We start from the raw sequence: 25,031 nt of genomic DNA, 5'->3' as shown, positions 1-25,031 counted from the left end.
CTTAGGGTTCCCTAAGGGAGCATGAGAAAAGGCCGGATGTGAGATACCCGGCCTGGATTTAGTTGATTGTTATTGATTTTTTAAATCTTAACAGGGCGTTCCGAGGTGAGAAACGGAACGCTTTTTTTATGGTTATTTTTTTCCACCTTTGATTTGATTACTATTACTTTTTAGCCACCAATCCACCCTAATGAAAAAATACTGCTTAACCCTTGATCTGAAAGACGACCCTGCATTGATTGCCGAATACGAAAAATACCACGAAGCCATCTGGCCCGAAATACATGAAAGTATAACAAGTTCAGGGATCACCAATATGGAGATCTATCGTTTTGACAACCGCCTGTTTATGATCATGGAAGTGGACGACACCTTCAGTTTCGAAAAAAAGGGTGCCGCAGACGCCGCTAACCCCAAAGTACAGGAATGGGAAACCCTGATGTGGAAATACCAGCAACCACTTAAAAATGCGCTGAAAGGCGAAAAGTGGGTTTTAATGAATAAGATTTTCAAACTATAACTGTAAAACAGACAGGAATCTGAATAAAAATAATTTATTTTGACTTTTCGATATTACATTTGAATCCTGGTTCTTGATTCTTTACCCTAAAAAAACAATCATGCTTAAAAAATTACAATTACTAGTGGTAGGTTTGGGATTTATCCTTTCGCCCGCATTTGCTCAACAAAAACGTATTGGCAACGAAACCGATGCGCAAAAAGACAAGCGCATGGAATGGTGGCAGGACGGCCGCTTTGGGATGTTTATCCACTTCGGCCTTTACTCGGGCGCTGCCAGGCACGAATGGGTGAAACATAATGAACACCTCACCAACGAGGAATACCAAAAGTATTTCGACCAGTTTAACCCTGATCTGTTCGACCCGGTTAAATGGGCAAAAGAAGCCAAAGCAGCCGGCATGAAATACGCTGTGATGACCACCAAGCACCACGAAGGTTTTTGTTTGTTCGATTCAAAATATACCGATTATAAAGCTACCAACACCCACGCCAAACGGGATTTGGTACGTGAATATGTTAACGCCTTTCGCTCCCAGGGGCTAAAAGTTGGTTTTTACTATTCCTTGCTCGACTGGCACCACCCTGATTATACCATGGACGATGCCCACCCGCTTACCCAGGTGGATACCACCGAGGCCAACTACAAACGCCTGAATAAAGGCCGCGACATGGCTAAATACCGCCAGTACATGCGCAACCAGATCACCGAATTGCTCACCAATTATGGCAAGATTGATGTATTATGGCTGGATTGGAGCTGGGATAAAGGCGCCAAACGCGGCAAAGGAGCTGATGACTGGGGCGCTGTTGAATTGCTCAAACTGGTTAGGAAACTGCAGCCCGGCATTATTGTAAACAACCGGCTTGGTTTGTATGATTACAAAGATGGCGGCGATTTTGAAACCCCTGAACAGGTAGGTACTGATGAGCTGGCTAAATACAAGGGCCGCACATGGGAAACCTGCCAGACCTTTTCAGGATCATGGGGCTACTACCGCGACGAAAACAGCTGGAAAACCCACCGGCAATTGCTCGACCTGCTGATTACTTCGGTAAGCAACGGCGGCAACCTCATCCTTAACGTTGGGCCAACCGGTCGCGGCGAATTTGATTACAGGGCTACCCGTGCGCTTGACAGCCTGTCGTACTGGATGCATGCCAATAACGTTGCTATTTACAACTGCACTTACGCGCCTGCTGCTTATAAAGTACCTGAAGGTGATAAGCTTACTTACAGCAAAGTAAACGGACGACTGTATGTTCATTTGTTTAATTATCCTACCAACGGAAAGATAACGCTGCCTGGCTATAACGGCAAAATAAAATACGCGCAGTTTTTAAACGACCATTCGGAATTGATTTTAAAAGCGTCAGCAGCAAATAAGGATGACCTGGAGTTAACCGTTCCGCTTAAAAAACCACCGTACGAAATACCTGTTGTTGAATTAACGTTGCAATAGATGTGAGATGTGAGATGTGAGATATGAGAAATTTAAAAGACCAAACAAAAAACTATGGTTTGAACATGGGACAAGGGTCTCAAATCTAATATCTAACGTTTCAAATCTTGTAAAAAAATGAGAGATACGATAATTTAATAGCCAAAAGATCAAAAAAAAATAGCTTTGAACATGGGATAGGAGTCTCAAATCTCATATCTCGCGTCTCAAATCTCAAAAGAATACAATGCCAATGCAGAAACAACAATTTTTAAAGATCCACCCGCATGATAATGTACTGGTTGCCCTGCAGAACCTTGCAGCCGGAACCGTGATTAACTTTGAGGGTGACACATTTGCATTAACTACGGATATTGCCGCCAAACATAAATTCAGCTTAACTGAACTGAAAGCCGGCGACGAAATCCTGATGTATGGGGTACTGGTAGGCAAAGCAACGCTGGAGATCCCTAAAGGCGGCCCCATCAGTATTGAAACTGTTCACCATGCTTCCGGGGAATTTCACCTGGGCAAACGTAAAACCGAGTGGCACCAACCCGATACCAGCAAATTTGAGGGCCGTACCTTTATGGGCTATCACCGCGCCGATGGCTCGGTAGGGACAGGTAATTACTGGGTAGTGATCCCCCTGGTTTTTTGCGAGAACAGGAATATCAATGTATTAAAAGAGGCACTATCCGAAAAGCTGGGCTATAAAAAAGCCAAAAGCTACGAGGCGGATGTAGATCAGCTGATCGGCCTTTACCAGGCAGGCAAATCGGTAGAAGAAATTATTAATGCCGATATCCAGGCTGCGCCCGATAAGGCAAAATCAAAACGACTGTTTAAAAATATCGACGGCATCAAATTCCTCACCCACGATATGGGCTGCGGTTGTAACCGGTCTGACGCGCAAACCCTTTGTGGGTTGATAGCCGGTTATATCACTAACCCCAATGTTGCTGGGGCTACCATATTAAGTTTGGGTTGCCAAAATGCACAGGTAAGCATCCTTCAGCAGGAAATCCAGGCCCGTGATGCCAGTTTCAGCAAACCGCTGGTGATACTGGAGCAGCAAAAAACCGGCACGGAGGCTGAACTGATGCAACAGGCCCTGAAGCAAACTTTTGCAGGCCTGGTTAAAGCAAACGAAACCGAAAGGCAGCCCGCTCCCCTATCCAAACTATGCATTGGGCTGGAATGCGGTGGATCTGATGGTTTTTCGGGTATCTCGGCTAATCCGGCTTTGGGTTATGTTTCGGACTTATTGGTGTCCATGGGCGGTTCGGTTATCTTATCCGAATTCCCTGAACTTTGCGGGGTTGAACAGGAGCTGAGCGACCGTTGTGTTGATGAGGAAAAGGCCAACTATTTTATGCAACTGATGACCACCTACAATGCCCGTGCAGAAGCGGATGGTTCAGGGTTTTATGCCAATCCATCCCCCGGAAACATTAGGGATGGGCTGATTACCGATGCCATTAAATCGGCAGGAGCAGCCAAAAAAGGTGGCACTTCGCCGGTAGCCGATGTACTGGATTATCCGCAGAAAGCAACAAAAGCCGGTTTAAACCTGCTATGTACCCCCGGCAGCGATGTGGAAAGCACCACCGCCGAAGTAGGCTCCGGAGCCACCGTAGTTTTGTTTACTACAGGTTTGGGTACACCAACCGGCAACCCGGTTACCCCGGTGATCAAACTATCAACCAATACAGCTACGGCAGTAAAAATGCCTGATATTATTGACATTAACTGCGGTACCATTATTGAAGGCGAAGAAACCATACAGCAGGCTGGTGAACGGATCCTGGATTACGTGATCCAGGTAGCCAGCGGCGAGGCTGAACCAAAAGCGGTACAATTAGGCCAGGATGACTGGATTCCGTGGAAGAGGGGAATATCGCTGTAAAGCAGCCCCCTCTAAATCTCCCCCGGTAGGGGAGACTTTTAATTTTTCATTTTTTTTAAAGCCCTCCCTACCGGGGAGGGTTGGGTGGGGCTACTATGTTCAAACTAACCAATAAATCAGCAATAATAACCGGTGGCGGAAGCGGCATCGGTAAAGCAATGGCCGTCCTTTTTGCAAAACAGGGCGCCGAAGTGCATATCATCGAACTCAACAGCGATGCAGCCGCAGAAACCGTTAACGAAATAACTGCGTTTGGCGGCAAAGCCTTCGGCCATGCCTGCGATGTTAGCAAGCAGGCGCAGGTGGTTGAAACAATGAATAAGATCGGCAAAATTGATATCCTGGTAAATAATGCCGGTATTGCCCACATTGGCCGTGCCGATAATACCAGCGAAGCGGATTTCGACAGGATCTATAACGTTAATATCAAAGGGGTTTACAACTGCCTGTTTGCCGCTATACCATTGATGAAAGCCAATAACGGCGGCGTAATTTTAAACACCGCATCCATAGCCGCCAGCGTGGGCATTGTGGACAGGTTTGCCTACTCCACCAGTAAAGGCGCTATCCATGCCATGACCTTATCTGTTGCCCGCGATTACCTGCACGAGGGCATCCGCTGCAACAGTATCAGTCCGGCCCGGGTGCATACGCCATTTGTGGACGGCTTTATCGCCAAAAATTATGCCGGCAAGGAAGCGGAGATCTTCGAAAAGCTCTCCAAATCGCAACCGATTGGCCGTATGGGCCAGCCGGAAGAGGTAGCGGCACTGGCTTTATACCTATGCTCGGACGAAGCAGGTTTTATTACCGGTACCGATTACCCTATTGACGGCGGGTTTATTACTTTAAATAATTAATTTGTAGAAATTCGGACGTAGCCTGCCTGCCGCAGGCAGGGATTTTTGATTTCGGAATTGATAGCATCTATAACAAATAAAAATACAACATGAAGCTTATACGATTTGGCGAACCGGGTAAAGAAAAAACCGGTGTAATTGTTAACGATAAAAAATATGATACCTCGGCCTTTGGCGAAGATTACGGAGAAGCGTTTTTTGAAACCGATGGCTTAAACCGTTTAAGTTATTTTATAGAAGATAACCTGCTGACAGAAATACCCGTTGATGCCAGGCTGGGCTGCCCGCTGGCAAGGCCCTCCAAAATTGTATGTATCGGCTTAAATTATGTTGACCATGCCAGGGAAACCAATGCTACGCCACCGACTGAACCGGTGATCTTTATGAAATCGACCACCGCTATCACAGGCCCCAATGATAACATCGTCATCCCAAAAAACTCCGTAAAAACCGATTGGGAAGTGGAGCTGGCCGTAGTGATCGGCAAAAAAGCAAGCTATGTGGATGAAGCTGACGCGATGGACTACATTGCCGGCTATGTGCTGCATAATGATGTGTCCGAACGTGAGTTTCAGTTAGAAAGAGGCGGCACCTGGGATAAAGGCAAGGGCTGCGACACATTTGCGCCTATCGGACCGTTTTTTGCTACTGCAGATGAAATTGCCGATCCGCATAACCTGCGCCTGTGGTTAAAAGTAAACGGTAAAATAATGCAGGACGGTACCACCGCCAACTTCATCTTCAACCTGCCAACGCTGGTATCATACACCAGCCAGTTTATGACCTTATTGCCCGGCGATATCATCTCCACCGGCACCCCAGCAGGCGTAGGCCTCGGTATGAAACCACCCTTCTACCTCAAAGCAGGCGATGTTGTTGAATTAGGCATCGATGGTTTAGGTGAAGCAAGGCAGGTGCTGGTAGATTGGGTTTAGGTAGATGGTTTTTAGTCGATGGACCATAGTCCATGGTCCATGGCAGGAAGCAATATGGCTATAGACTATAGTACATGGTCCATTGACTTTTTTACTATGGTCCATGGTCTATCGACTTTACTTGGTTCATAGTAGGAAGAAAGCGATTTGGAAACATTTGGATACCAGCGCCTGTTACCAATATTGGTAAATCAAAACGCATTACCAGATTTGATAAAGGTTGTCATGGTGAAGCACCTGAACCATGCGGGCAAAGGCCTTTACGCACACCTTTCGAGTGCCTCAGGGTGACATCCTTTTATATCGGCTGATATGGATCCATTGCAGAAACGCTTTTTACTATGGTCCATCGACTATGAACCTTCCTGCCAACACTTGTTTCCATTGATTCCAACTGTTTCCAAATCACCGACCCCATCGGGGTCAAATATCGGTAGAAAAAAACACCATACACCCAATACCGTGCCGTAGGTCAATGTCATTAAGTTAAGAGAGTTTCTTTTTTTTTGCCCTCTTTATCGCGTAGCGAAAGAGAGGGCGGACGAGCGTAGCAACGTCCGGGTGAGTCAACGGAGCGCGTTTATGATCGCCATTGTCCGCTTAACTTAATGACATTGGCCGTAGGTACGGAACACGGCGGGGTTGCGTACCGATGGCACGCCAAATATCAATAATGAATTTTTCTACCAATATTCAGCACCTAACGGCGCTGGTTAGAATACAGTTTGACAGGTCCCAACTTGCTGAATGGTGACACTTAGAAACATTTAGAAACAATAGAAACACCTGTTTCCAATGTTTCCAACTGTTGGTAATTGGGTTGATGGTCGATAGTCCATCATGGGTGTCCGGTAGAAAGTTTAAACTTACAAAAAAAGCATGTTTAAATGATTGAGACACGTTTTAAAAGTTGATTTTGACTGGGAAAAAGTATCTAAATCGGGAATAAAAGGTTAGCTTGCGGGCTTGCTTTTAGCTTTAGTCGAACCGTAATCTCTCTAATGTCATTAACGATATAGGATAGGCTATGGTAATGCATTAAGCAAATGCGAATCAGGTTTACAAAATTAGAAAAGCCATGTACAGTTTTACTGATGCATCTTCTGATGACTTCCAGCAGTAAAAAAGCGATCATGGCGATGTATATCTGAGACTTACAAGCATTTTCGGATGTGCCTAAAAAGGTTTTAATCTGTAAGTTCTGTTTCATTCCCTTAAAAAACAGTTCAATATTCCAGCGAGATTTATAAATCAGACTTATCGTCTCAGCAGACCACTCTAAATTAGCTGTTAACAGGTCTATCTCACGATTATTTATGCTGTCATAAGCCACTACTCTCCGCATTTTACAAGTGCCCAAGCCGGTAGTGCGCGCCTTTTCCCCTGTGATCTGGATGATCTGATCAGAAATGATGATTGTGTTTTCCCCGGATATTACAGGCCGATCTTCCAGCACCTGGTAACTTATTTTTTCTTTCAGGCGGGTAACAAAGTCGCCATTGTTATCAATACGATCTTTAAAAAAGGCAAAATCAAGGTACCCTCTGTCATATACCAAAATACTTTGGTAGCTTGTTTTGAGGTGAGATAGAGCCTTCCTGTCATCTGTCTTAGCATCGGTGATATAGACCATTTCCGGTATTTGGCTTGCCAGGTCGAAGCTCACATGTGCCTTGATCCCGCCTTTTGCTGTCCGGAATTTTGCCCATTTAATCAGGTTTAGGCATACGGTCATCGTGGTGGAATCTATCAACTTTACTGAGCGCCCTTTAATCTCTTCAATGATCTTATAATGCTCGCTTTTTGAAAACAGTCCTTTGTAGTAAGTTATTAATTCGGAGAACAATAACTCATATACTTGATAGTTACGCTCTGCATTCCCATCCGACATTGTGGAACGGGCCGGAGATTGTTTTAAGCCAAGTTCTTTTAGGAACAATGTGTTTACATTCATGCCTAAAGTGATGTCCCGGAGACTATAACAGCCGTTCAGCTGTCCGAAAAGCATAGCAATTAGCTGACTTTCTGTATTATAGCGCCTAAAGCCATCATCGGAAGAATTCTTATTAATACACTTACTTAATATTGTAGAAGGAATTAAGCCGAGGATTTGGCTAAACAAACACTTGTCATTACTTTTACTTCTGTGAATTGAGCTCATTGGATTGTTTTAAATGTGGTAATTCAAAACTAATCTTTTGAGCTCTTTTCTTTAAACTTTTTTCTACCGGACAGTAGTGATAGTCCATGGTCCATGGCTGAAATTCTTTTTGCCATGGTCTATGGTCCATCGACTATGGACTTCTTCCCCCCTATTCCAATATTGGTTTCCCGTCAAATGTGGCTGATTTCAGGATCTTTTCGCCAACGGCAACGGCTGCGGGCGACAGCGGGGCATAGTTAAGGTCCTTGCAATATTTTTGGCCATCGTGGATATTCCACCAAAGCAGTTTAAGCATTTTTTGAGCACGCTGCAGGCTGCGGCCGTCATAATTCTGTTCTTTATAAATAAGCGCCCAGGTAAAGCCGCTGATGGGGTAGCCATCTTTAGCACCGGTATTACTGAGCGATACTTTAGCATCATCAGGGATGGTAATATTACCGGCGGCGCTGGTTGAGGCAACAGTTGGGGTTATAAAATTACCGCTGCTGTTTTGCATATCGGCAAAAGCCATATTATTTTGTATGGCATACGCCAGCTCGATGTAGCCTATGGCGCCGGGTGTTTGTTTGATTAATCCGGATACACCTTCATTACCTTTGCCACCCAAACCAGCCGGCCAGTTAATGGCCGAGCCTTTACCCGGTTTGGTGTTCCAGTCGCTGTTTACTTTTGATAAATAGGTAGTAAATATGTTGGTGGTGCCGCTGCCATCAGAGCGGTGAACGATAAACACGCCTGTTTCAGGGAGCGAAACGCCGGGGTTAATTTTCGCTATCTGCGGGTCGTTCCATTTGGTGATCTTTCCCAAAAACAAATTGGCCAGCACTTCCGGATTAAGTTTTAAGGTACTCTTCAATCCGGGCAGGTTATAACTGATCACTACCGCGCCAGAGCACATGGGGATATGCAATACCGGCGCACTCATCTTTTTGGTTTGCTCCTCATTCAGCGGCGCGTCCGAATCGCCAAAATCAATGGTCTTATTGGTGAGCTGTAAGATCCCGCCGCCCGAACCTATAGACTGGTAATTAACCATTACATGGTTCTCTTTGGCATATTCGGCAAACAGCTTTGAAAATAAGGGATAAACAAAGGTACTGCCCGCCCCCAGCAATACGTTGGCGTTTGAATTTGAACCAAACGAAGTTGCGTTGGAGCTGTCCTTTGCCGACTTGTTCCCCTGCCCGCCGCAACCGGCAAACACCAAACCGCTAAGAAGCGCTATACCCAGCATTAATCTATTCATAACCGTAAATTTTATTTTAATCATTAATTTCATACTTAACACTTTAAACCCCTATTTAGTGTTACCGCATTGTATTTTATTTCTCACAACTGTTTATTTAATTATGCATGCATAGTAATTTTTACGCAGATATTCGCCTGTTTTAGCGCCGAAAATCTTTTAAAATAAAAAAAACGGGTTATTAAAATTATTATCAAAGTGGTAAATACTTATCAAAATGATAGCTTTAAGTCCGGTTTTTAATAAAACGTTTTTGAGATTTTAACGCTTTTTTACCATTTTCTAAGTAATACTTTAAAGCTATGAAATTATTTGGCATTGATTTAGCTTTGATAGAACCGATTGCACCAACCTTAAATTATACAGACAAGGAAGATGTTTCCGCGTACTTAAAAATGAGTGCTATCCGTATGAATTTACTTATTTAGAAGATTATGTTTATTGAAGTATTAGAAATCAGCGCACTGATGGCATTACTTATTATTCCGCTGTTTTTACCGGCAAAAAAGAAAACAGGGGCCATCAAATTACCTAAAAATCACAAGGATACTTCGGATGCCCGGTATGCGATCAATGAGCGCGGGTACCTCGAGGAGATCCGGCACGACAAATTATCAAACCAGGCTCAATAATTTACAGGTATAGGAAGAAGCCTCCTGGTCAATTGGTCAGGGGGCTTTTTCTTTATACTACTTTGTACATAGGCATTATCATATCCGTAATTATTATCTCTATTTAAAACAACCAGCTAATTGCTTTCTTTGTATCACAAAGGCAATTTTAACCGATCTGTATGGGACTAATAAAAATTAATGGTATTCAACTTTTTGTGGCAGTTAAAGGTGCAGGATTTCCGATCATATTAGTACATGGCGTGGGCGGAGATCACCTTGCGCATTTAAAAAACCTAATAAAACCACTGTCGAAAAGCTTTAAAACTATTGCATTGGATTGCCGTGGTCACGGGCAATCAGATAAACCATCACAATTTACTATTGAGGATCATGCGAACGATATTTTGGGGATCATGGATCATTTTGGTATTGAAAAAGCGCATTTGCTGGGCGTTTCCATGGGCAGCTATATTGCCCAACTGGTAGCTATTAGAGCTCCGGACCGTATCGATAAATTGATATTGACGGTTACCAAATCCAACGGGCTCACCTCATCTGTACAGCGTTTATTTAAAGAAAATGAAGCGGAAATTAAAGGCCTGGATATGCACTCAACCATTGTGAAACTTTTAAAATACATGGTGTATGACCCTGAACTGATGAAAAACCACCTGGAGATATTCGAAACAACACTAAGCCCTGAACAATTTGATGCCACCAACAAAGCAATTGGTGCTTTTGATTTCAGAAAAGATCTCTCCATGATAAAAGCAAAAACGCTGGTGATCAGCGGTAAATATGATGGATTGAACCCGCCGGCAGACGGAAAGGAAGTGGCTTCACTTATTAAAAATGCAAGGTTTGTGGAGATGAAATATTCGGGCCATGCACCAATGTTTGAAGAACCTAAAACCTATTTGGACATAGTAGAGCACTTTTTGGCGCAATAACAAACTCAAAAACCGGACAAAAAAAGAAACATGTCCAATTTTTTATTAAAAACTGAACATTTTGCCCAAACTGTTCATTTTTCGGTAAAATCGCGTTTAAAAAGCGAATGCCCTGTTAGGGGCTACCTGTTTGTAGCGTTCGATACGCGTCCTGCAATTGCCCGTCAGGGGCTACCCTTTGCGAATGGGTAACCCCTGACGGGGTAATATTTTGTTGTGATTTCTTTTTCTACAAACAGGTAGCCCCTAACGGAGCACGAATAGCGTTTTAATTTTCTTTAACCGATGGTTACCCTGAATATTTAAAATCGAATGCCAATTCCATTTTCCCTATTATTTCCTGATTAAAATTTAATTCACTAATCTTGAAATGATTTATCAAATCCTGTTATAACCAATTATTTTATCCTGATTAAAAAAGAAATCAATGGCACGCATTAAACCGCTTATCCTGTTTTGCCTTATAGGTATCCTTTCGTCCTTTAATATCGCGTCAGCACAAAAACTTACGGTACAGCAAAAGGTTGAGGTTTTAGTAAAAAAGATGACCCTTGCCGAAAAAATTGGCCAGCTAAACCAATATAACGGCGACTGGGATGCCACCGGCCCGGTTACCAAAGACGTAGGCAATAAACTGGATGCCATTAAACGCGGCGAGGTGGGTTCGATACTCAATATCACCGGCGTAAAACACACCCGCGTTTTCCAGGAAGCAGCGATGCAATCCCGGTTAAAGATCCCCTTATTATTCGGGCAGGATGTGATCCATGGTTACAGCATTACCTTCCCTATCCCGCTGGCCGAAGCGGCAAGCTGGGATCTCCCGGCTATTGAACGTTCGGCCCGTGTGGCGGCTACCGAGGCTGCGGCAGGCGGCGTTCACTGGACATTTGCCCCCATGGTGGACATTGCCCGCGACCCGCGTTGGGGCCGGGTGATGGAAGGCGCCGGTGAGGACCCATATTTAGGTTCGCTGATAGCAGGCGCCAGGGTACGTGGTTTCCAGGGTAAAGGTTTAGGTAATTTAGATGCTGTTATGGCCTGTGCCAAGCACTTTACTGCTTATGGCGCTGCCATTGGCGGCCGGGATTATAACAGCGTGGACATGAGTTTGCGTACCTTATGGGAAATATACCTGCCGCCGTTTAAAGCTGCCGTAGATGCCGGCGCAGCTACCTTTATGAACTCCTTTAACGACCTGAACGGCACCCCGGCCAGCGCCAACAGCTACCTGATGCGCGATATTTTAAAAGGGAAATGGGGCTTTAAAGGCTTTGTGGTGAGCGACTGGGGTTCGATAGGCGAAATGATCAACCATGGTTATGTAAAAGATAATTACGAAGCTGCCAAAGCATCCATAAACGCAGGCAGCGATATGGATATGGAAAGCCGCAGCTACATCAACAACCTGGCTAAACTGGTGGCTGATAAAAAAGTTTCCGTTGTGGTAATTGATGATGCCGTAAAAAGGATCCTGACCAAAAAATTTGAAATGGGCCTGTTTGACGACCCTTACCGCTTTTGCAATGCCGACCGCGAGAACAGCGTATTAAACGCACCGGCGCATATTGCTGCTGCAAAAGATATGGCCGACAAAAGCATTGTTTTGTTGAAAAATGAGAACAACTTATTGCCGCTATCACAAAACCTGAGTTCAATTGCGTTGATAGGCCCGCTGGTAAAATCAAAAGCAGAAATGAAAGGTTTTTGGGCGCAAAATATTGGTGATGAAAGCCAGATCGTGTCGCTTTACGAAGGGATGCAGCAGGCTGCGCCGAAAGCCAACCTGCTTTATGCCAAAGGCTGCGCTATTACCGATACCAGCAAAGCCGGTTTTGATGAAGCCTACAAAACAGCAATGCAGGCCGATGTGGTAGTTATGGCCATGGGCGAACGACCGGATATGACCGGCGAAGCAAAAAGCCGTTCAAATATTCATTTACCGGGCGTACAGGAAGAATTGATCCAAAAAATAATGGCGACAGGCAAACCGGTGGTGGTATTGCTGATGTCAGGACGGCCAATGGTGTTTGACTGGACGGCCGACCATGTTCCGGCTATTTTATACACCTGGTGGTTGGGCAACCAGGCCGGTACTGCGATGGCCGATGTATTGTTCGGCAAATATAACCCCGGGGCTAAGCTGCCTATCACTTTCCCAAGAACCGAAGGGCAGATCCCTATCTATTACAACCATTTAAACACCGGCAGGCCTGCGCACGGCGATAACGATGTAAACTATACCTCGGCTTATATCGACCTGCCAAACAGCCCTAAATTTGCTTTCGGGCATGGCTTAAGTTATACAACGTTTAAGTACAGCAACCTTAAGCTGAGTAAAAAATCGATGCGAAAGGATGGATCGATCACCGTTACCTTCGACCTGCAAAACACAGGCAAATATGCAGGCGAAGAAGTGGCCCAGTTTTACCTGCGCGATTTGGTATCGCAGCCGGTAAGGCCCGTAAAAGAGCTGAAAGGTTTTGAAAAAGTATCGCTTCAGCCCGGCGAAACAAAAACTATTACCTTTACAATCAACAAACAAAAACTGTCGTTTTATAACGACCAGCTGCAATGGATCACCCAGCCCGGCGATTTCAGGCTGATGATCGGCAGCGCATCGGATGATATCAGGCTGGAGGATGGATTTACACTTATGTAGTTCATTGGTTCAATAGTTCATTAGTTCATTGGTAAAAAGTCCGTTAAGTCTTTTTATGCAAGTTTGAGTTGATCAGCTATCCACAAATGAACTAATGAACCAGTGAACTAATGAACCAATAAAATGAAAATATCAATAAATAAAGATTACGACAAAATGAGCCGTGCGGCGGCCGACCTGGTTGTTGAGCAAGTTAAAGCTAAGCCTGGCTCGCTGATCTGTTTTCCGTCCGGGGATTCGCCTGCGGGAATGTTTAAGTATTTGATTGAAGACGTTAAGGCCGGCAGGGTTGATCTGAGCCAGTGTTATTTTGTCGGGCTGGATGAATGGGTGGGTTTGGGTAAGGATGATGATGGCAGTTGCACCAAATTTTTATACGAGCATTTTTTTACCCCGCTGCAAGCGGACATGGCAAGGGTAAAGTTTTTTGATGCCAAAGCCAAAGATCTGGATGCCGCCTGCCTGGATATGGATGCTTTTATAAAACTGCATGGCCCCCTGGATATGATGATCGTGGGCATTGGCATGAACGGCCATATCGGCTTGAACGAACCCGGCACCGATTTTAACCTGTATTGCCACCATGCCCCTTTGGCGCAGGTAACTGTTGAGGTTGGTCAAAAATACTTTAAAAAGCAAACTGCACTTACGGAAGGCATTACCCTTGGCCTTAAATACCTCCAGGAAGCAAAAACGGCGGTATTGTTAGCGGCAGGCGCTAAAAAAGCAGGCATTATTCAACAGGCGCTGGATGGCGACATATCCCAGCACATACCGGCATCCATCTTTCAAACACTGCCATCATCAGTTATTTTGCTGGATGAAGGCGCGGCAGGGGATTTAGCACATTAGGGCGAAACGTCATTCGGGTCATTGGGTCATTAAGTCATAAAGTCATTGCCGGGCGAAGAGCAATTGGCCGAACGACGCGAAGCAATGCCCCAATGACATGCACCTATCCTACATACTTTAAAATGTGAGATCTATCACATTTTAAAGCCTTAAAAACCTGTAACATCAGCTAAAATTTAGTGTCAAAAAGAACCGGCCAATTCCGGAAAAACGCTTTTCACACTTAATCCATAAGCTTATGTCAGTTTCACAAGTTATTTTACTCATTGTAGTTCATGGCCTCGTTTTTGGCGTAGCATGCTATTTTATTGGCGCTCAACGCGAGATAGGCCCCATTGCCTCAGGCTTTATTGGCTTTGTACTCGGTTCAATCGGCCTCATCATCGTTTTGGTATCCACGCGGAAACAGGTCATTCCATTTAATGTACAGTTGCAATATTACAAACAACTGTTAGACAATGGTACCATCAGCGAGGCCGAATACAATCACCTTAAAGGCAGGTTGATAGAGCAACAGTAGGGTAGAAAGTTAACTTAATCTGCTTCCAGTATCCGCCTCAAATAGTTTATTTGCCCCATGTGGTAAGTAAAATGGCCATAAAAAAAGGTTAAATACCAGCCTGTGCTTTTGGGGCCCACAAAGTCAAGCGTGTAGGGTTCATCAAGCCTGGCCCGGTCTACCGTTTCAAAGCTGAACCTGATCACCTCTATCGTTTTTTCAATATCAGCAACCAGCGTTTCGCGCGGTACGCCGGTTAAAGAAAACTCCTGCTCGCGGTTGCGTACATAACCCGTTTGGCCAAGTTGGGTACCAATAGTAAAATTCAGGTTGCCGAGCAAATGCAATGTAAGGGTACCGGCCGTATTGGTAATGCCGGCGGCAGCCTGCCAAATGTTATTTTCGTCCTTAAATTTATTTAATTCGTCTTTTAGCTTTAACAGCTCGCGTTCAAAAAGTTCAGCAAAAAAATTATCCATAACGTCAGGTTTATTAATTGATTGATGCCGCAAGTTAATAAGCACAAAGTTATCTGAAAGTAAATTTAAAAAAAGCCCCTTTTAGCCCGCGAGAGTTGGGCATACAAGGGGCATGGGGCTTAATTTCCGGTCAGTAGCGGGTTATTCATGGTGCCAATAAAAAGGATCAGTCCGCTGCTCATTTCTCTTATAGCGAAGATAAAAGGATGATTAAAGGTAGGGTTATACTGCGGGCCGGCAACGGTGGCAATAATCCCTACCGAAGTAGCGGCAGCTGCGGTGGTGCCGCTTTCGTCTACCTCCACAAATGCCTTATGCACCACCTGGCTTATCTGTAGTTTTGCGGTTGGGTTAATGAGCGAGAAATCGGCCCCGTCAGAAAACGCGATCCCCAGCCCCAGGTCGGTTAACGCACTGTTCAGCAAATTACCATAGCTAAAAGCGAATTTTGGCATGGTAACGGTACCTTTGGTGGGCTGCAATTTGCTCATCCAGCTTTCCCATTGCAATGAATCAAGGCCTGCAGCCAGCTGGCTTAAGGTAGTGCCTGATCCTGCTATGGATGAACCGGGGGTAATAATTACCATGCTGTATTTATTGTTGGAGTAAGGCAGTTCGTAAACATTTGCCTTATCGCTCACATAATAATTAAAATCAATATTACCCGTCATAAAATTTGCCAGCACATTACTGTTATCCGCCAGGTAAAAAGGCTGCGGTTTGGTTTTTGCAGGGTCGAATTTCTCTTTCCAGCTGCTTTTAAAGTACATGGCGTTAACCAGGTACATTACTGCATTACCCGGTATATTGTCAAGGATCTTCGGGATCTTTCCGTTGGTTTTATCGTTTACCCAGTTATTGATGGTACCCACAGCCGGGGGGCTGCTAAAATCAAGCGCTTTTATTTGCGCATTAAAGTTCGTGCTGTCGGTTTTTAAAAATGCCGGCTGCACGCTAAACCCCTGCCTGTACCAAATGGAGTTGGCAATGTTAAGTGTTGTATTCGGATCAAGCTGCGGCAAATTGGTCACCAGGTTATTATAATAGGCGTTCACCTGGTCTTGTGTTAAACCCGAAAAGTTGAGCGTATTTTTAAAGGCGGTAAGCGTAGTTCCGGCAGCGCCATTGCTCGTCATGCCCAGGGCGAAACTTACGCTTAAAGGCGAGGCAAATAAGTTACTGAAGATGCCATTGGTGCTGTCGAGGTTTTTAAATAAGCGAAGCGTAAACGCATTGTCCGCCGTTACTTTTTGTTGTTCAAATGAGGTAAGCACCAGGTTTTTGCCCGGATTTTGAGGAGTAACCTTATTGCCTTTTTTGCAGGAAGCGAAGCAAACAATAAATGAACACAATAAGTAAAGCGGAGTTTTGCGATAAACGTTCATAAGATCAGTTTGAGTGAATACTGTTTTTCGTGTTGGTTATTGTACATTACGCAACAGGAAATTTAAACGATACAGTTTAAGAGAAATAAATTGCAAGGAATCACGACGTTTAAAACGTGAAGAAAGAGAATCACTACCGGTTATTAAAGTGAAATAGTCAAAACTTAATCTGACAGTTACGAAAAATTAAAACACGTAACAGAGATTAGTATTATGACAACACAAGCAAAGATCATCAAAAACAAGTTGGGCATATTGGAGCTTGCCCAACATTTAGGAAACGTATCGCAGGCCTGCAAAGTAATGGGCTACTCACGGGATAGCTTCTATCGTTTCAAAGAACTTTACGAGCAGGGCGGAGAAATGGCCCTTCAGGAAATCAGCCGCAGGAAGCCGGTATTAAAAAACCGTGTGGAGGAACAGGTGGAAAAAGCCGTTGTTGAAATGGCGATTGACCAACCTGCATTAGGCCAGCTAAGGGTTTCCAATGAACTAAAGAAACAAGGCATATTAATATCTCCCGGAGGGGTAAGGAGCATTTGGCTGCGTCACGATTTGCAGACCTTTAAGCTTCGCTTAAAGGCATTGGAAGCCAAGTCGGCACAGGAAGGATTGGTGTTGACAGAAGCTCAAGTTGTTGCTTTGGAGAAAGCGAAAGAAGAAAAGAAAGCGCATGGCGAAATAGAAACTTACCACCCGGGTTATCTCGGCGCACAGGACACTTATTATGTAGGCAACATCAAAGGCGTTGGCCACATTTACCAGCAAACATTTATCGATACCTATGCTAAAGTGGCCTTTACCAAGCTGTATGATCGTAAAAATGCATTGGTTGCAGCAGAAATGCTTAATGATAAAGTAGTACCATTTTATGAGCAGCATGATCTGCGTTTATTGAGAGTGCTTACCGATAGAGGAACCGAATATTGCGGTGCAAGGGAACAGCATGAGTATCAGTTATACCTGGCTATTGAAGACATCGACCATACTAAAACTAAAGCCAAAAGCCCACAGACCAATGGCATTTGCGAACGGTTCCACCGCACTATTCAGGATGAGTTTTATGCCATTGCATTCCGCAAAAAGATATACAGGAGCATAGCTGAATTGCAAGCCGATCTGGACAGGTGGATGTATAACTATAACAATGAAAGGACGCACAGCGGTAAGTACTGCTTCGGTAAAACACCGATGCAAACTTTCACCAGCAGTATTCCGATGGCCCAGGAAAAATTATTGGAGAGGCTCGCCGAAGACCAGATTCTTCAGAGCCCTCACAAAAAGGGCTCAGAAGAATCTGAGTCAGTGCATTTAGACGAGAAATGGTTATATTCACAAATTCCATCTGACAATCTTTAAAACCACCCGACTGTCAGATCAAGTTGTGGCTATTACAATTAAAGCCTTCAATCGCTTTATAAATAGCCGGCATCCCTTTTCTTAACCACTCAGGTATTTGATTTGATGGGACAGCACTTACAGGCTCTCCGGATTCAAGCCTGGCAATTGGAATAACTAAATTAGAAGTATCAATTAGGTCAACAGAGTCAAACATGCTGTAATTTTTATCAAGCATTTCCATATTTCCGAAATAATTATTCTCAATAGCAAGCGGAGTAACATGAAAACCGCCTTTTTTAACACGCATGTCTACCCTTTGAATTGATTTTACAGGCGTATTTAATCCACAAAAAATCAAATGAATTTCAAAGCCTTCTTTTTTAAATCTTTCGGGGATTGCCCACGCACCAATACCAGTGAAATGACCCTCATAAGCAAAATTGTTTTTTTGTGAAATACTCAAATCAACAAGCCTCAAAAATTCCTGTTCAAGTGCATCGTCTGCGAGTTTTCTGGATTCCTTAGATGAACGGTTGATTTTGTAAAAGGCAGTACGTTGTTGAGTGAAAAAGATGTCCCCATCGAAAATATCAAGTGTATTGAACTCGGGTGGCAACAAAGCTTGCCTGTAAGTTGATTTCCCGGCGCCATTACTGCCGTAATAATAAATAATTGGGGCCTACCGGAAAACTTCATGCTTCTCTTTCAGCGATGCTATTTCATCCTTATTAAGCTCACTTATAACCATGCGCGGTATATCAAGATTTAACTTATCCAATTGCTCTACCCGGACACTGCCGTCTGGGTATTCGTAGTAGGCCTGCCCTTCAGGAAGTTCATCATCAAAAATCATAAAACAGTGCCCTTCATTTAAATCATCGTGCCTTAGCTTCCTGATCACTTGCTGCATCGCCAAAACACGGGCATCCTCTTTATTCTCTATTGATTCCTTTGACATAAACCTTAATTGTGATATAAAGTTACAAAAAATACAATTGGTATAAAAAAACGCTCCGGATCATTACCCCGCACCATCTTACCCCATCAACAATTTTACATTGTTTTTACGCTGATTTTCAATAATATCCCCCGATATTTAATCGCCCAAAATGCTTTTTAAGACGATGTTTTTTTACCCGTTGAACCTGATATTTGGCCATCAAAACACCAATGAACTAATGAACCAATGAACTAATGAACCAACCCCCATGGAAAGAAGAAACTTTTTAAAAACCACCGCTTTAACTGCTGCCTCGGTTGCCCTGATGCGCAACCGCAGTTTTGCTTCGCTGCTTGCCGACCCAACTTACCAGTTTAAGCCGCTGCGCAACAATGTGGGCATGTTTGCCGAACAGGGCGGCACCATTGCCTGGATGATCAATAAAGAAGGTATCGTGGTTGTAGACGCCGAATTTCCCGACCCCGCTACGCACCTCATCGGCCTGTTAAAAAAACAATCAGACCTGCCTTTTGAGTGGCTCATCAATACGCATCACCATGGCGACCATACCAGCGGTAATATCTCGTTTAAAGGCATCGTAAAAAATGTGGCCGCGCATGAAAACTCGCTTAAAAACCAGACTGCCGTCGCCATAAAAAATAAAAACGAGGATAAACAGCTGTACCCGGATACCACCTTTACCGACCATTGGAAAATTAAGGTAGGCGATGAAAAGATTAGCGCACATTACTTTGGTACCGGCCATACCAATGGCGATGCCATGATCCATTTTGAGCACGCCAATATTGTACACATGGGCGACCTGGTGTTTAACCGCCGCTACCCCTTTGTTGACAACAGCGCAGGTGCATCGGTACAGCACTGGCCGCAGGCATTGGAAAAAGCCCGGAAAAAGTTTGATAAGGATACCCTTTTTGTTTTCGGCCATGCCTTTGACCCCGAAAAGGTTACCGGCACCATGGATGACGTGATTGCCATGCAAAATTTTATGGAAAAACTGGAAGATTATGTGGCCGGCAGCATAAAAGCAGGCAAGAGTAAAGACGATATTTTAAAAGCTACCTCCATCCCGGGTATTGCCGACTGGCAGGGCGATGGCATACAGCGCGGCATTACCGCTGCTTACGAGGAACTAACTAAAGCATCCTGATTACTGCCAAATGAAAATACTATCCACCCTGCTGCTTTGTCTTTTTCTTCCGGCAATGCAAAAAAATGCAAACTCTACAGAGGTGCTGCAAAGGATGTACAAACGTTACCATACAACCTGGCATAAATCGCTCACCTTTAACCAGACCACCGAACGCTACCGAAACGACAGCCTTATAAAGAAAAGTATCTGGTACGAAACCATGGTTTATCCTGACCTGTTAAGGATCGATTTTGATTCGGTCCGGAGCAGCGGCGGCGTAATTTTCAGGCACGACTCCATCTATGCGTTCCGCGATAACAAAGTGGTACGGGCAACTAAAGGCGAAAATGAGCTGATATTTTTCCTGGGTGGGATGTATGCCATGCCGTTTGATAAAGTTTTAAGCCATTTTGCCGGATTGCATTATAATCTTTCCAAATTTCACACCAGTACGTGGAAAGGAAAAGCTGTTTATGTTTTTGGGGCCGGTAAAGATGGCGACAGGTTAAACCAGCTTTGGATAGACCGGGATAAATTGGTGGCCGTCCGCTTTATTAAATATGATGACGGCACCAAGGAAGAAGGTTTTTTTGAACAACAGATCCCTGTAAAAAATGCCTGGAGCGAAACCAAATGCAGTTTTTATATCAACGATAAGATTTTACAGGTAGAAACTTATCATGATGTGAAAGCTGATCAGCCGGTGGACATGAGGATTTTTGAACCGGCAGCAATTGGCAAATAAAATATTTATATTAGCAGTAAACAAAACCTAAAATGCGCAATTACCTCAAACTTATACTCTGCACATTCATCCTGCCCGCCGCTTTACATGCGCAGGATCATCCTGCCGTTATCCCCTTATGGCCAAACGGTGCACCGGGTTTTGAGCAATTGCGCAACGAGCCAGAGCAGGCTAAAGATTACTGGGTGCGGCACATTACCAATCCTACGCTTACCGTGTTTTTACCAGCTAAAGACAAAGCGAACGGCGCGGCAGTTGTGGTTTGCCCTGGCGGCGGCCACCGCCTGCTGGTTTGGACAGCCGAAGGCATCGACCCGGCCAAATACCTCAGCAATTTAGGTTTCACCGTATTTGTGCTGAAATACCGGCTGGGCCGTGATACGCTTTCGCCTTTTAAAATTGAGGTACATGCCCGGCAGGATGGGCTGCGCGCCATGCGCCTGGTACGCAGCCATGCCGCTGAATATAGTATCGACCCAAACCGTGTAGGCATAATGGGCTTTTCGGCTGGCGGCGAGGTGGTGGATATGGTAACCTTTGGGCCTAACGGCCCTGATGCCAATGCCCCTGACCCGGTTGACCGTCTTACGGCCAAACCAAACTTTGTGATCCAGATCTATCCCGGTCCGCTGTTCATCCCTGATACCGTACCGCAGGATACCCCAACTACTTTTTTATTAGCGGCAAACGACGATCCCTGCTGCTCGGTATCGTTAATGCGATTGCTGGATGCTTACCGTGCTGCTAAGGTGCCTGTTGAGGCGCATTTGTACACCCAGGGTGCACACGGCTTTAACATGGGCTACCGCTCCAAATTACGCAGCATCAGCTCCTGGCCCGCCAGGTTAACCGATTGGCTGTACGACAATAATATTATTGAACCGGTAAAAGGCGACAGGCCGAAGGTGGAGCATTAGGCAGAAAAGTCCATAGTTGATGGACCATAGACCAGGGCGTTGTTGGAAACATTTGAAACAGGTGTTGGTAGTGTTGGTAAATGTTTCCAAATAGCGGCGTAGATATGCTCTGATTGGCAGATCAGATATCAAGTAAATTATTATAAGTACTGGTAAACATTTGCCTTATTAATTGTTCTTTGTTGTCAATATCTCCTGCGTTTCGGTTTACTAAAAGGTATCCGCTAACCGATTCATAGGTAAAATGGTCAAAAGTCTGATCTCCTATTGTCGCCTGTACAATTTGGCTGTAAACCCGAAACCGTTGGGTGTTTTCAAAATCCTCTGCCCGATTTGAAATTGGGTCTATTGTTCTTGCTCCGATAAAACCAAAGGAAGCATCAGGGTAATCCTGTAAAATGAGCTGTACGGATCTTAAGCAAGTGATAAGAATGTTAAAAATATCTCCCTTATTTAGAATATGCGAATATTTAAAGTCGCTTTTACTATCTTTTTGTGCATAAAATTTCAATGCAAATACATTTTCTGAGTGATATTCAGCACGCAGAATATACGCGTAGCGTGTAACCGGCGAATTAAATTTATAAATTAAAGTAAACAGGTGGTCACTGCCATCCCTGCAAAGTTGCCTTTGTATAAACCTTAAAGGATAGCCCGGAGAATTAAATATCAAGGGATTAAGAAGGAGGTTTGGTTTTGTGACGCTTGTACTGAAGCCCTGACACGACGCCTGGGGTTAACACGTTTTCCCTTCACAATAACAGAAGTAAGCGTTACCGACTGCACCTGATCAAGTGGTGTCCAGCCCAGCCGCTCTCCTTTTGAAACTATTTTTTTTATAACTTTCCGTGCCATATCATACAAATATAACAATACTCAAAATTTAAAACAAGAAAAGTGCAGCAATGAAGCAAGTCAAAATAATACTGGTATCGGCATCCGATACTATAGTCAATATTGAGCAGTTATGACGTGCTGATTTGGTGCAAACATTTACCAACATTGGTAACAGATGTTGGTAGTGTTGGCAAATAAATTCCATAGTTGATGGACAAATGGTCCATGGCGATGATTGAAACAGTTGGAAACATTGGAAACAGGTGTTACTATTGTTACCAGCTGTTACCAATACCCTCATTCCGAAATCAGCATTCCGACTTCCACACTAAAATAAATCCGAAATCCCCTACAAATAGCTCAACCACCACTGGTTATGCGTTTTTTTGTATTTGCTGAACCAGCGGCAGGGCAGGTACAGTGAAGTGATCACCAAAAACCATATCAGGTACACAATACCAAGGCTATACCCAAAATCAACCGGGCGGAACAGGAAGAAAGCACCGGGGCTGTTAATTTGATGAACGGTATAGCCCGACGCAAAAAACAACACCACAGTTATTAAATGTATGAGGTAAAAATGGAGTACATAGTAAAAGAAAGGCACATTGCCATAAACGGTTAATATGGCGGTAAACTTGTTTTTTGTATGCTCAATAAGGGCGAGCAGTGTAATGGCCGGCCCCAGCGTCATGCAAAGGTACAACAGCGATGGCGGGTATTTGCTGGTATTTAAAAATGATAACACCGTATACACCCCATTGCGCTGCACTGCCCAGGGGTTAGGGTCGCCATAAAGGTTGGTAAACCTCAGGATGATATAAAATGCCGTTACCGATAGCCCGGTGATCAGCAATATTTTTTTGCGTTGTTGCGGGTTGATTGTTTTTTGAAACAGGGTACCGAAAACATACCCCAGCAACATTACGCCCGTCCAGGGGATTACGGCATACAAGTCAAATATAAAGTGTGTTTTGCCCAGGGGGATAACCGTACCCTGCGCCGTAAGGAATATTTTTATTAAAATGGCTGCTGCGCCGGCTTTTGGCAGGGTTACAAAATCAAGTATATCATGCCCAAAAAATATCAATGCGCCTAGAATGCCTATAACCGCCAGTGGGGCGCGCACCACTAAACCCAGTATCACCATACTAAAGCCTATGGCCCACAACACCTGCAAAATAAATGAATTATAAAACGGGTTAAAGGTTAAAGCGAAGGTCAGCAATACCAGCTCAACCAGTATGATCCAGAGACCTCTCTTTATTAAAAAAGCACTTAGCTCAGCTTTGGTGCGGCGGGTACCTGCCAAAAATGCCGATATGCCGCTCAAAAACAAAAAAGTTGGTGCACAAAAATGGGTGATCCAGCGGGTAAAAAAGAAAAAAGGCGTGGTTGTTGCCATGTTGGTAGGATCGCCCAGTGCGCCGGCGTGATGGAAAAAATCGCGGCAGTGGTCAATAGCCATGATCAGCATTACGGCCCCGCGTAAAATGTCGATCGATTCGATACGCTGCTTTCCGGATGGTTCGTACAGGTTAGCCATATTACAATTGTGCGTTTGGTTGTTGAATAAACCAATGAAGATACAATATTTATAAATTAAAAATGACGGGCACGATCCAAATTGCCGTAAAATCACGAGATGTTCCGATGGAACATTAAGCTGTCTGTTTTTTATCTTCTACCCACCAAACATCCCTATGGGATGTACCTGCAAATTACAACGAGGCTGTCTCAAAAGTCTCTACATGTGAAAGGCAACCAAATTATATTTTGAACATATAGAACTTTGTGATCATAGTGTACTTTCTTTGTGCCCATCGTGGTAAAAAAACAAACCACTAAGGGCACTAAGAATTCACTAAGAACACTAAATTCATATTTTATTTCGTTTGCTTTTCAGTTCATAGACTTTTGATACAGCCTCGTGTGGTTGATAGAAAAATACAGGAAGGAAAAAGCGTTCTATCGGAACGCATGGTGTGACAGCGCGATAATTTATTTGCATCTAAAAATGATGGGGAACATTTTAAGGAATAAAAAAAATCCTTTTATTTATATTATTGTTATACTTCTGTAAACCAAGATAATTATGGCAAATTTCCAGGAGATGATCGCGTCAAACAAACCCGTGCTGGTTGATTTTTCGGCAGAGTGGTGCGGCCCGTGCAAAATGATGCCGCCGATCCTTAAACAGGTAAAGGACGCCATGGGCGAGAAAGTAACGATCATTAAAATTGATATTGATAAAAACCCGCAGGCGGCCGATGCTTACAAGGTACAAAGCGTACCCACGCTCATGATATTTAAAAACGGCCAAACCAAATGGCGGCAAAGCGGGGTAATACAGGCGGGTGAATTACAGCGGGTGATCAGCCAGTTTGTGTAGTTGGAGAGGTGAAAGCTGAAACCTGCCTGCCGACAGGCAGGGGTAAAAGGCGAAAGCTTTTTTCGGATGAGGCACAATAAAGCGCAATATAATCTGAACAATACTTTTAGGTTTTATCGTCAGGTTTAATATCGAACACTGAACCAGCCTGCCGGCAGGCTGGTGTAGAATCATGAAGTAAGAAATTTCG

General features: G+C 44.2%; 25 protein-coding genes. 16 read left to right on the top strand and 9 right to left on the bottom strand.

What is annotated here, in order from left to right; all coding sequences use genetic code 11:
* The first annotated feature begins 190 nt into the window (after positions 1-190).
* The 5 genes from MgSA37_RS03890 (at position 191) to MgSA37_RS03870 (ending at position 5,665) form a co-directional block, all read left to right on the top strand.
* Positions 191-520, top strand: a complete 330-nt coding sequence (locus tag MgSA37_RS03890) for an L-rhamnose mutarotase (protein ID WP_096349939.1) — start codon at positions 191-193, stop codon at positions 518-520.
* 100 nt (positions 521-620) lie between these two features.
* The gene (locus MgSA37_RS03885) at positions 621-1,982 is read left to right on the top strand and encodes an alpha-L-fucosidase (RefSeq protein ID WP_096349938.1); all 1,362 of its coding nucleotides are present in this window, start codon (positions 621-623) and stop codon (positions 1,980-1,982) included.
* A gap of 226 nt (positions 1,983-2,208) precedes the next feature.
* Complete coding sequence (locus tag MgSA37_RS03880; RefSeq protein ID WP_096349937.1) at positions 2,209-3,870, top strand: UxaA family hydrolase; 1,662 nt, start codon at positions 2,209-2,211, stop codon at positions 3,868-3,870.
* Between the two features lie 95 nt (positions 3,871-3,965).
* Positions 3,966-4,730 (top strand): SDR family NAD(P)-dependent oxidoreductase, encoded by a 765-nt coding sequence (locus MgSA37_RS03875; RefSeq protein WP_096357245.1) that lies wholly within the window; start codon positions 3,966-3,968, stop codon positions 4,728-4,730.
* Positions 4,731-4,819: 89 nt separating this feature from the next.
* Positions 4,820-5,665, top strand: a complete 846-nt coding sequence (locus tag MgSA37_RS03870) for a fumarylacetoacetate hydrolase family protein (protein ID WP_096349936.1) — start codon at positions 4,820-4,822, stop codon at positions 5,663-5,665.
* Between the two features lie 934 nt (positions 5,666-6,599).
* Here MgSA37_RS03870 and MgSA37_RS03865 read toward each other — a convergent pair.
* Both MgSA37_RS03865 and pstS read right to left on the bottom strand, forming a co-directional pair.
* Positions 6,600-7,826 (bottom strand): IS4 family transposase, encoded by a 1,227-nt coding sequence (locus MgSA37_RS03865; protein ID WP_096349579.1) that lies wholly within the window; start codon positions 7,824-7,826, stop codon positions 6,600-6,602.
* 151 nt (positions 7,827-7,977) lie between these two features.
* Positions 7,978-9,075, bottom strand: a complete 1,098-nt coding sequence (gene pstS / locus MgSA37_RS03860; protein WP_096357243.1) for a phosphate ABC transporter substrate-binding protein PstS — start codon at positions 9,073-9,075, stop codon at positions 7,978-7,980.
* A gap of 302 nt (positions 9,076-9,377) precedes the next feature.
* On the opposite strand from pstS, the gene MgSA37_RS29345 reads away from it, so the two are divergent.
* The 6 genes from MgSA37_RS29345 to MgSA37_RS03835 all read left to right on the top strand — a co-directional run bounded on the left by MgSA37_RS29345 (position 9,378) and on the right by MgSA37_RS03835 (position 14,673).
* Complete coding sequence (locus tag MgSA37_RS29345; protein WP_260146932.1) at positions 9,378-9,503, top strand: hypothetical protein; 126 nt, start codon at positions 9,378-9,380, stop codon at positions 9,501-9,503.
* A gap of 6 nt (positions 9,504-9,509) precedes the next feature.
* Entirely contained in the window at positions 9,510-9,707 is a 198-nt protein-coding gene (locus MgSA37_RS03855) for a hypothetical protein (protein WP_096349935.1), read from the top strand.
* Between the two features lie 161 nt (positions 9,708-9,868).
* Complete coding sequence (locus MgSA37_RS03850) at positions 9,869-10,639, top strand: alpha/beta fold hydrolase (RefSeq protein ID WP_096349934.1); 771 nt, start codon at positions 9,869-9,871, stop codon at positions 10,637-10,639.
* A 427-nt stretch (positions 10,640-11,066) separates the two neighbouring features.
* Complete coding sequence (gene bglX / locus MgSA37_RS03845) at positions 11,067-13,301, top strand: beta-glucosidase BglX (protein ID WP_172885289.1); 2,235 nt, start codon at positions 11,067-11,069, stop codon at positions 13,299-13,301.
* A gap of 123 nt (positions 13,302-13,424) precedes the next feature.
* Positions 13,425-14,153: a glucosamine-6-phosphate deaminase gene (locus tag MgSA37_RS03840; RefSeq protein WP_096349933.1), complete on the top strand. Its 729-nt coding sequence runs from the start codon at positions 13,425-13,427 to the stop codon at positions 14,151-14,153.
* Between the two features lie 238 nt (positions 14,154-14,391).
* Positions 14,392-14,673, top strand: coding sequence for an SHOCT domain-containing protein (locus tag MgSA37_RS03835; protein ID WP_096349932.1), 282 nt, complete (start codon positions 14,392-14,394; stop codon positions 14,671-14,673).
* A gap of 14 nt (positions 14,674-14,687) precedes the next feature.
* Here MgSA37_RS03835 and MgSA37_RS03830 read toward each other — a convergent pair whose 3' ends face one another.
* Both MgSA37_RS03830 and MgSA37_RS03825 read right to left on the bottom strand, forming a co-directional pair.
* Positions 14,688-15,131, bottom strand: a complete 444-nt coding sequence (locus tag MgSA37_RS03830; protein WP_096349931.1) for a DinB family protein — start codon at positions 15,129-15,131, stop codon at positions 14,688-14,690.
* Between the two features lie 119 nt (positions 15,132-15,250).
* Positions 15,251-16,516 carry a serpin family protein gene (locus MgSA37_RS03825; RefSeq protein WP_096349930.1) on the bottom strand — a complete coding sequence of 422 codons (1,266 nt, stop codon included), beginning with the start codon at positions 16,514-16,516 and terminating at the stop codon, positions 15,251-15,253.
* Between the two features lie 213 nt (positions 16,517-16,729).
* Here MgSA37_RS03825 and MgSA37_RS03820 point away from each other — a divergent pair, with 213 nt between their 5' ends.
* Complete coding sequence (locus MgSA37_RS03820) at positions 16,730-17,875, top strand: IS481 family transposase (RefSeq protein ID WP_096349929.1); 1,146 nt, start codon at positions 16,730-16,732, stop codon at positions 17,873-17,875.
* A gap of 13 nt (positions 17,876-17,888) precedes the next feature.
* Here MgSA37_RS03820 and MgSA37_RS03815 read toward each other — a convergent pair whose 3' ends face one another.
* Together MgSA37_RS03815 and MgSA37_RS03810 are read right to left on the bottom strand one after the other, a co-directional pair.
* Positions 17,889-18,476, bottom strand: a complete 588-nt coding sequence (locus MgSA37_RS03815) for a hypothetical protein (RefSeq protein ID WP_157750413.1) — start codon at positions 18,474-18,476, stop codon at positions 17,889-17,891.
* Between the two features lie 60 nt (positions 18,477-18,536).
* Positions 18,537-18,815, bottom strand: a complete 279-nt coding sequence (locus MgSA37_RS03810) for a hypothetical protein (RefSeq protein WP_096349927.1) — start codon at positions 18,813-18,815, stop codon at positions 18,537-18,539.
* Between the two features lie 250 nt (positions 18,816-19,065).
* On the opposite strand from MgSA37_RS03810, the gene MgSA37_RS03805 reads away from it, so the two are divergent.
* Genes MgSA37_RS03805 through MgSA37_RS03795 form a run of 3 tightly spaced genes read left to right on the top strand, consistent with a single transcriptional unit; the run spans position 19,066 to position 21,612 of the window.
* Positions 19,066-19,968 carry an MBL fold metallo-hydrolase gene (locus tag MgSA37_RS03805; protein WP_096349926.1) on the top strand — a complete coding sequence of 301 codons (903 nt, stop codon included), beginning with the start codon at positions 19,066-19,068 and terminating at the stop codon, positions 19,966-19,968.
* 10 nt (positions 19,969-19,978) lie between these two features.
* Entirely contained in the window at positions 19,979-20,695 is a 717-nt protein-coding gene (locus tag MgSA37_RS03800; RefSeq protein ID WP_157750412.1) for a hypothetical protein, read from the top strand.
* 32 nt (positions 20,696-20,727) lie between these two features.
* Positions 20,728-21,612, top strand: coding sequence for an alpha/beta hydrolase (locus tag MgSA37_RS03795; RefSeq protein ID WP_096349924.1), 885 nt, complete (start codon positions 20,728-20,730; stop codon positions 21,610-21,612).
* A gap of 121 nt (positions 21,613-21,733) precedes the next feature.
* Here MgSA37_RS03795 and MgSA37_RS03790 read toward each other — a convergent pair whose 3' ends face one another.
* From MgSA37_RS03790 to MgSA37_RS03780, 3 genes are all read right to left on the bottom strand, one after another.
* Positions 21,734-22,123: a hypothetical protein gene (locus MgSA37_RS03790; RefSeq protein WP_157750411.1), complete on the bottom strand. Its 390-nt coding sequence runs from the start codon at positions 22,121-22,123 to the stop codon at positions 21,734-21,736.
* Between the two features lie 158 nt (positions 22,124-22,281).
* Complete coding sequence (locus MgSA37_RS03785; protein WP_096349922.1) at positions 22,282-22,467, bottom strand: hypothetical protein; 186 nt, start codon at positions 22,465-22,467, stop codon at positions 22,282-22,284.
* A gap of 331 nt (positions 22,468-22,798) precedes the next feature.
* Positions 22,799-23,995, bottom strand: coding sequence for a DUF1624 domain-containing protein (locus tag MgSA37_RS03780; RefSeq protein ID WP_096349921.1), 1,197 nt, complete (start codon positions 23,993-23,995; stop codon positions 22,799-22,801).
* Positions 23,996-24,544: 549 nt separating this feature from the next.
* Between MgSA37_RS03780 and trxA the strand changes: the two genes are divergently transcribed.
* On the top strand, positions 24,545-24,841 hold the full coding sequence (trxA, locus tag MgSA37_RS03775) for a thioredoxin (RefSeq protein WP_096349920.1): 297 nt from the start codon (positions 24,545-24,547) through the stop codon (positions 24,839-24,841).
* Positions 24,842-25,031 lie beyond the last annotated feature (190 nt).

It is taken from the genome of Mucilaginibacter gotjawali, assembly GCF_002355435.1.
GTDB classification, from domain to species: domain Bacteria; phylum Bacteroidota; class Bacteroidia; order Sphingobacteriales; family Sphingobacteriaceae; genus Mucilaginibacter; species Mucilaginibacter gotjawali.
This window is presented reverse-complemented; position numbering and strand designations above follow the sequence as displayed.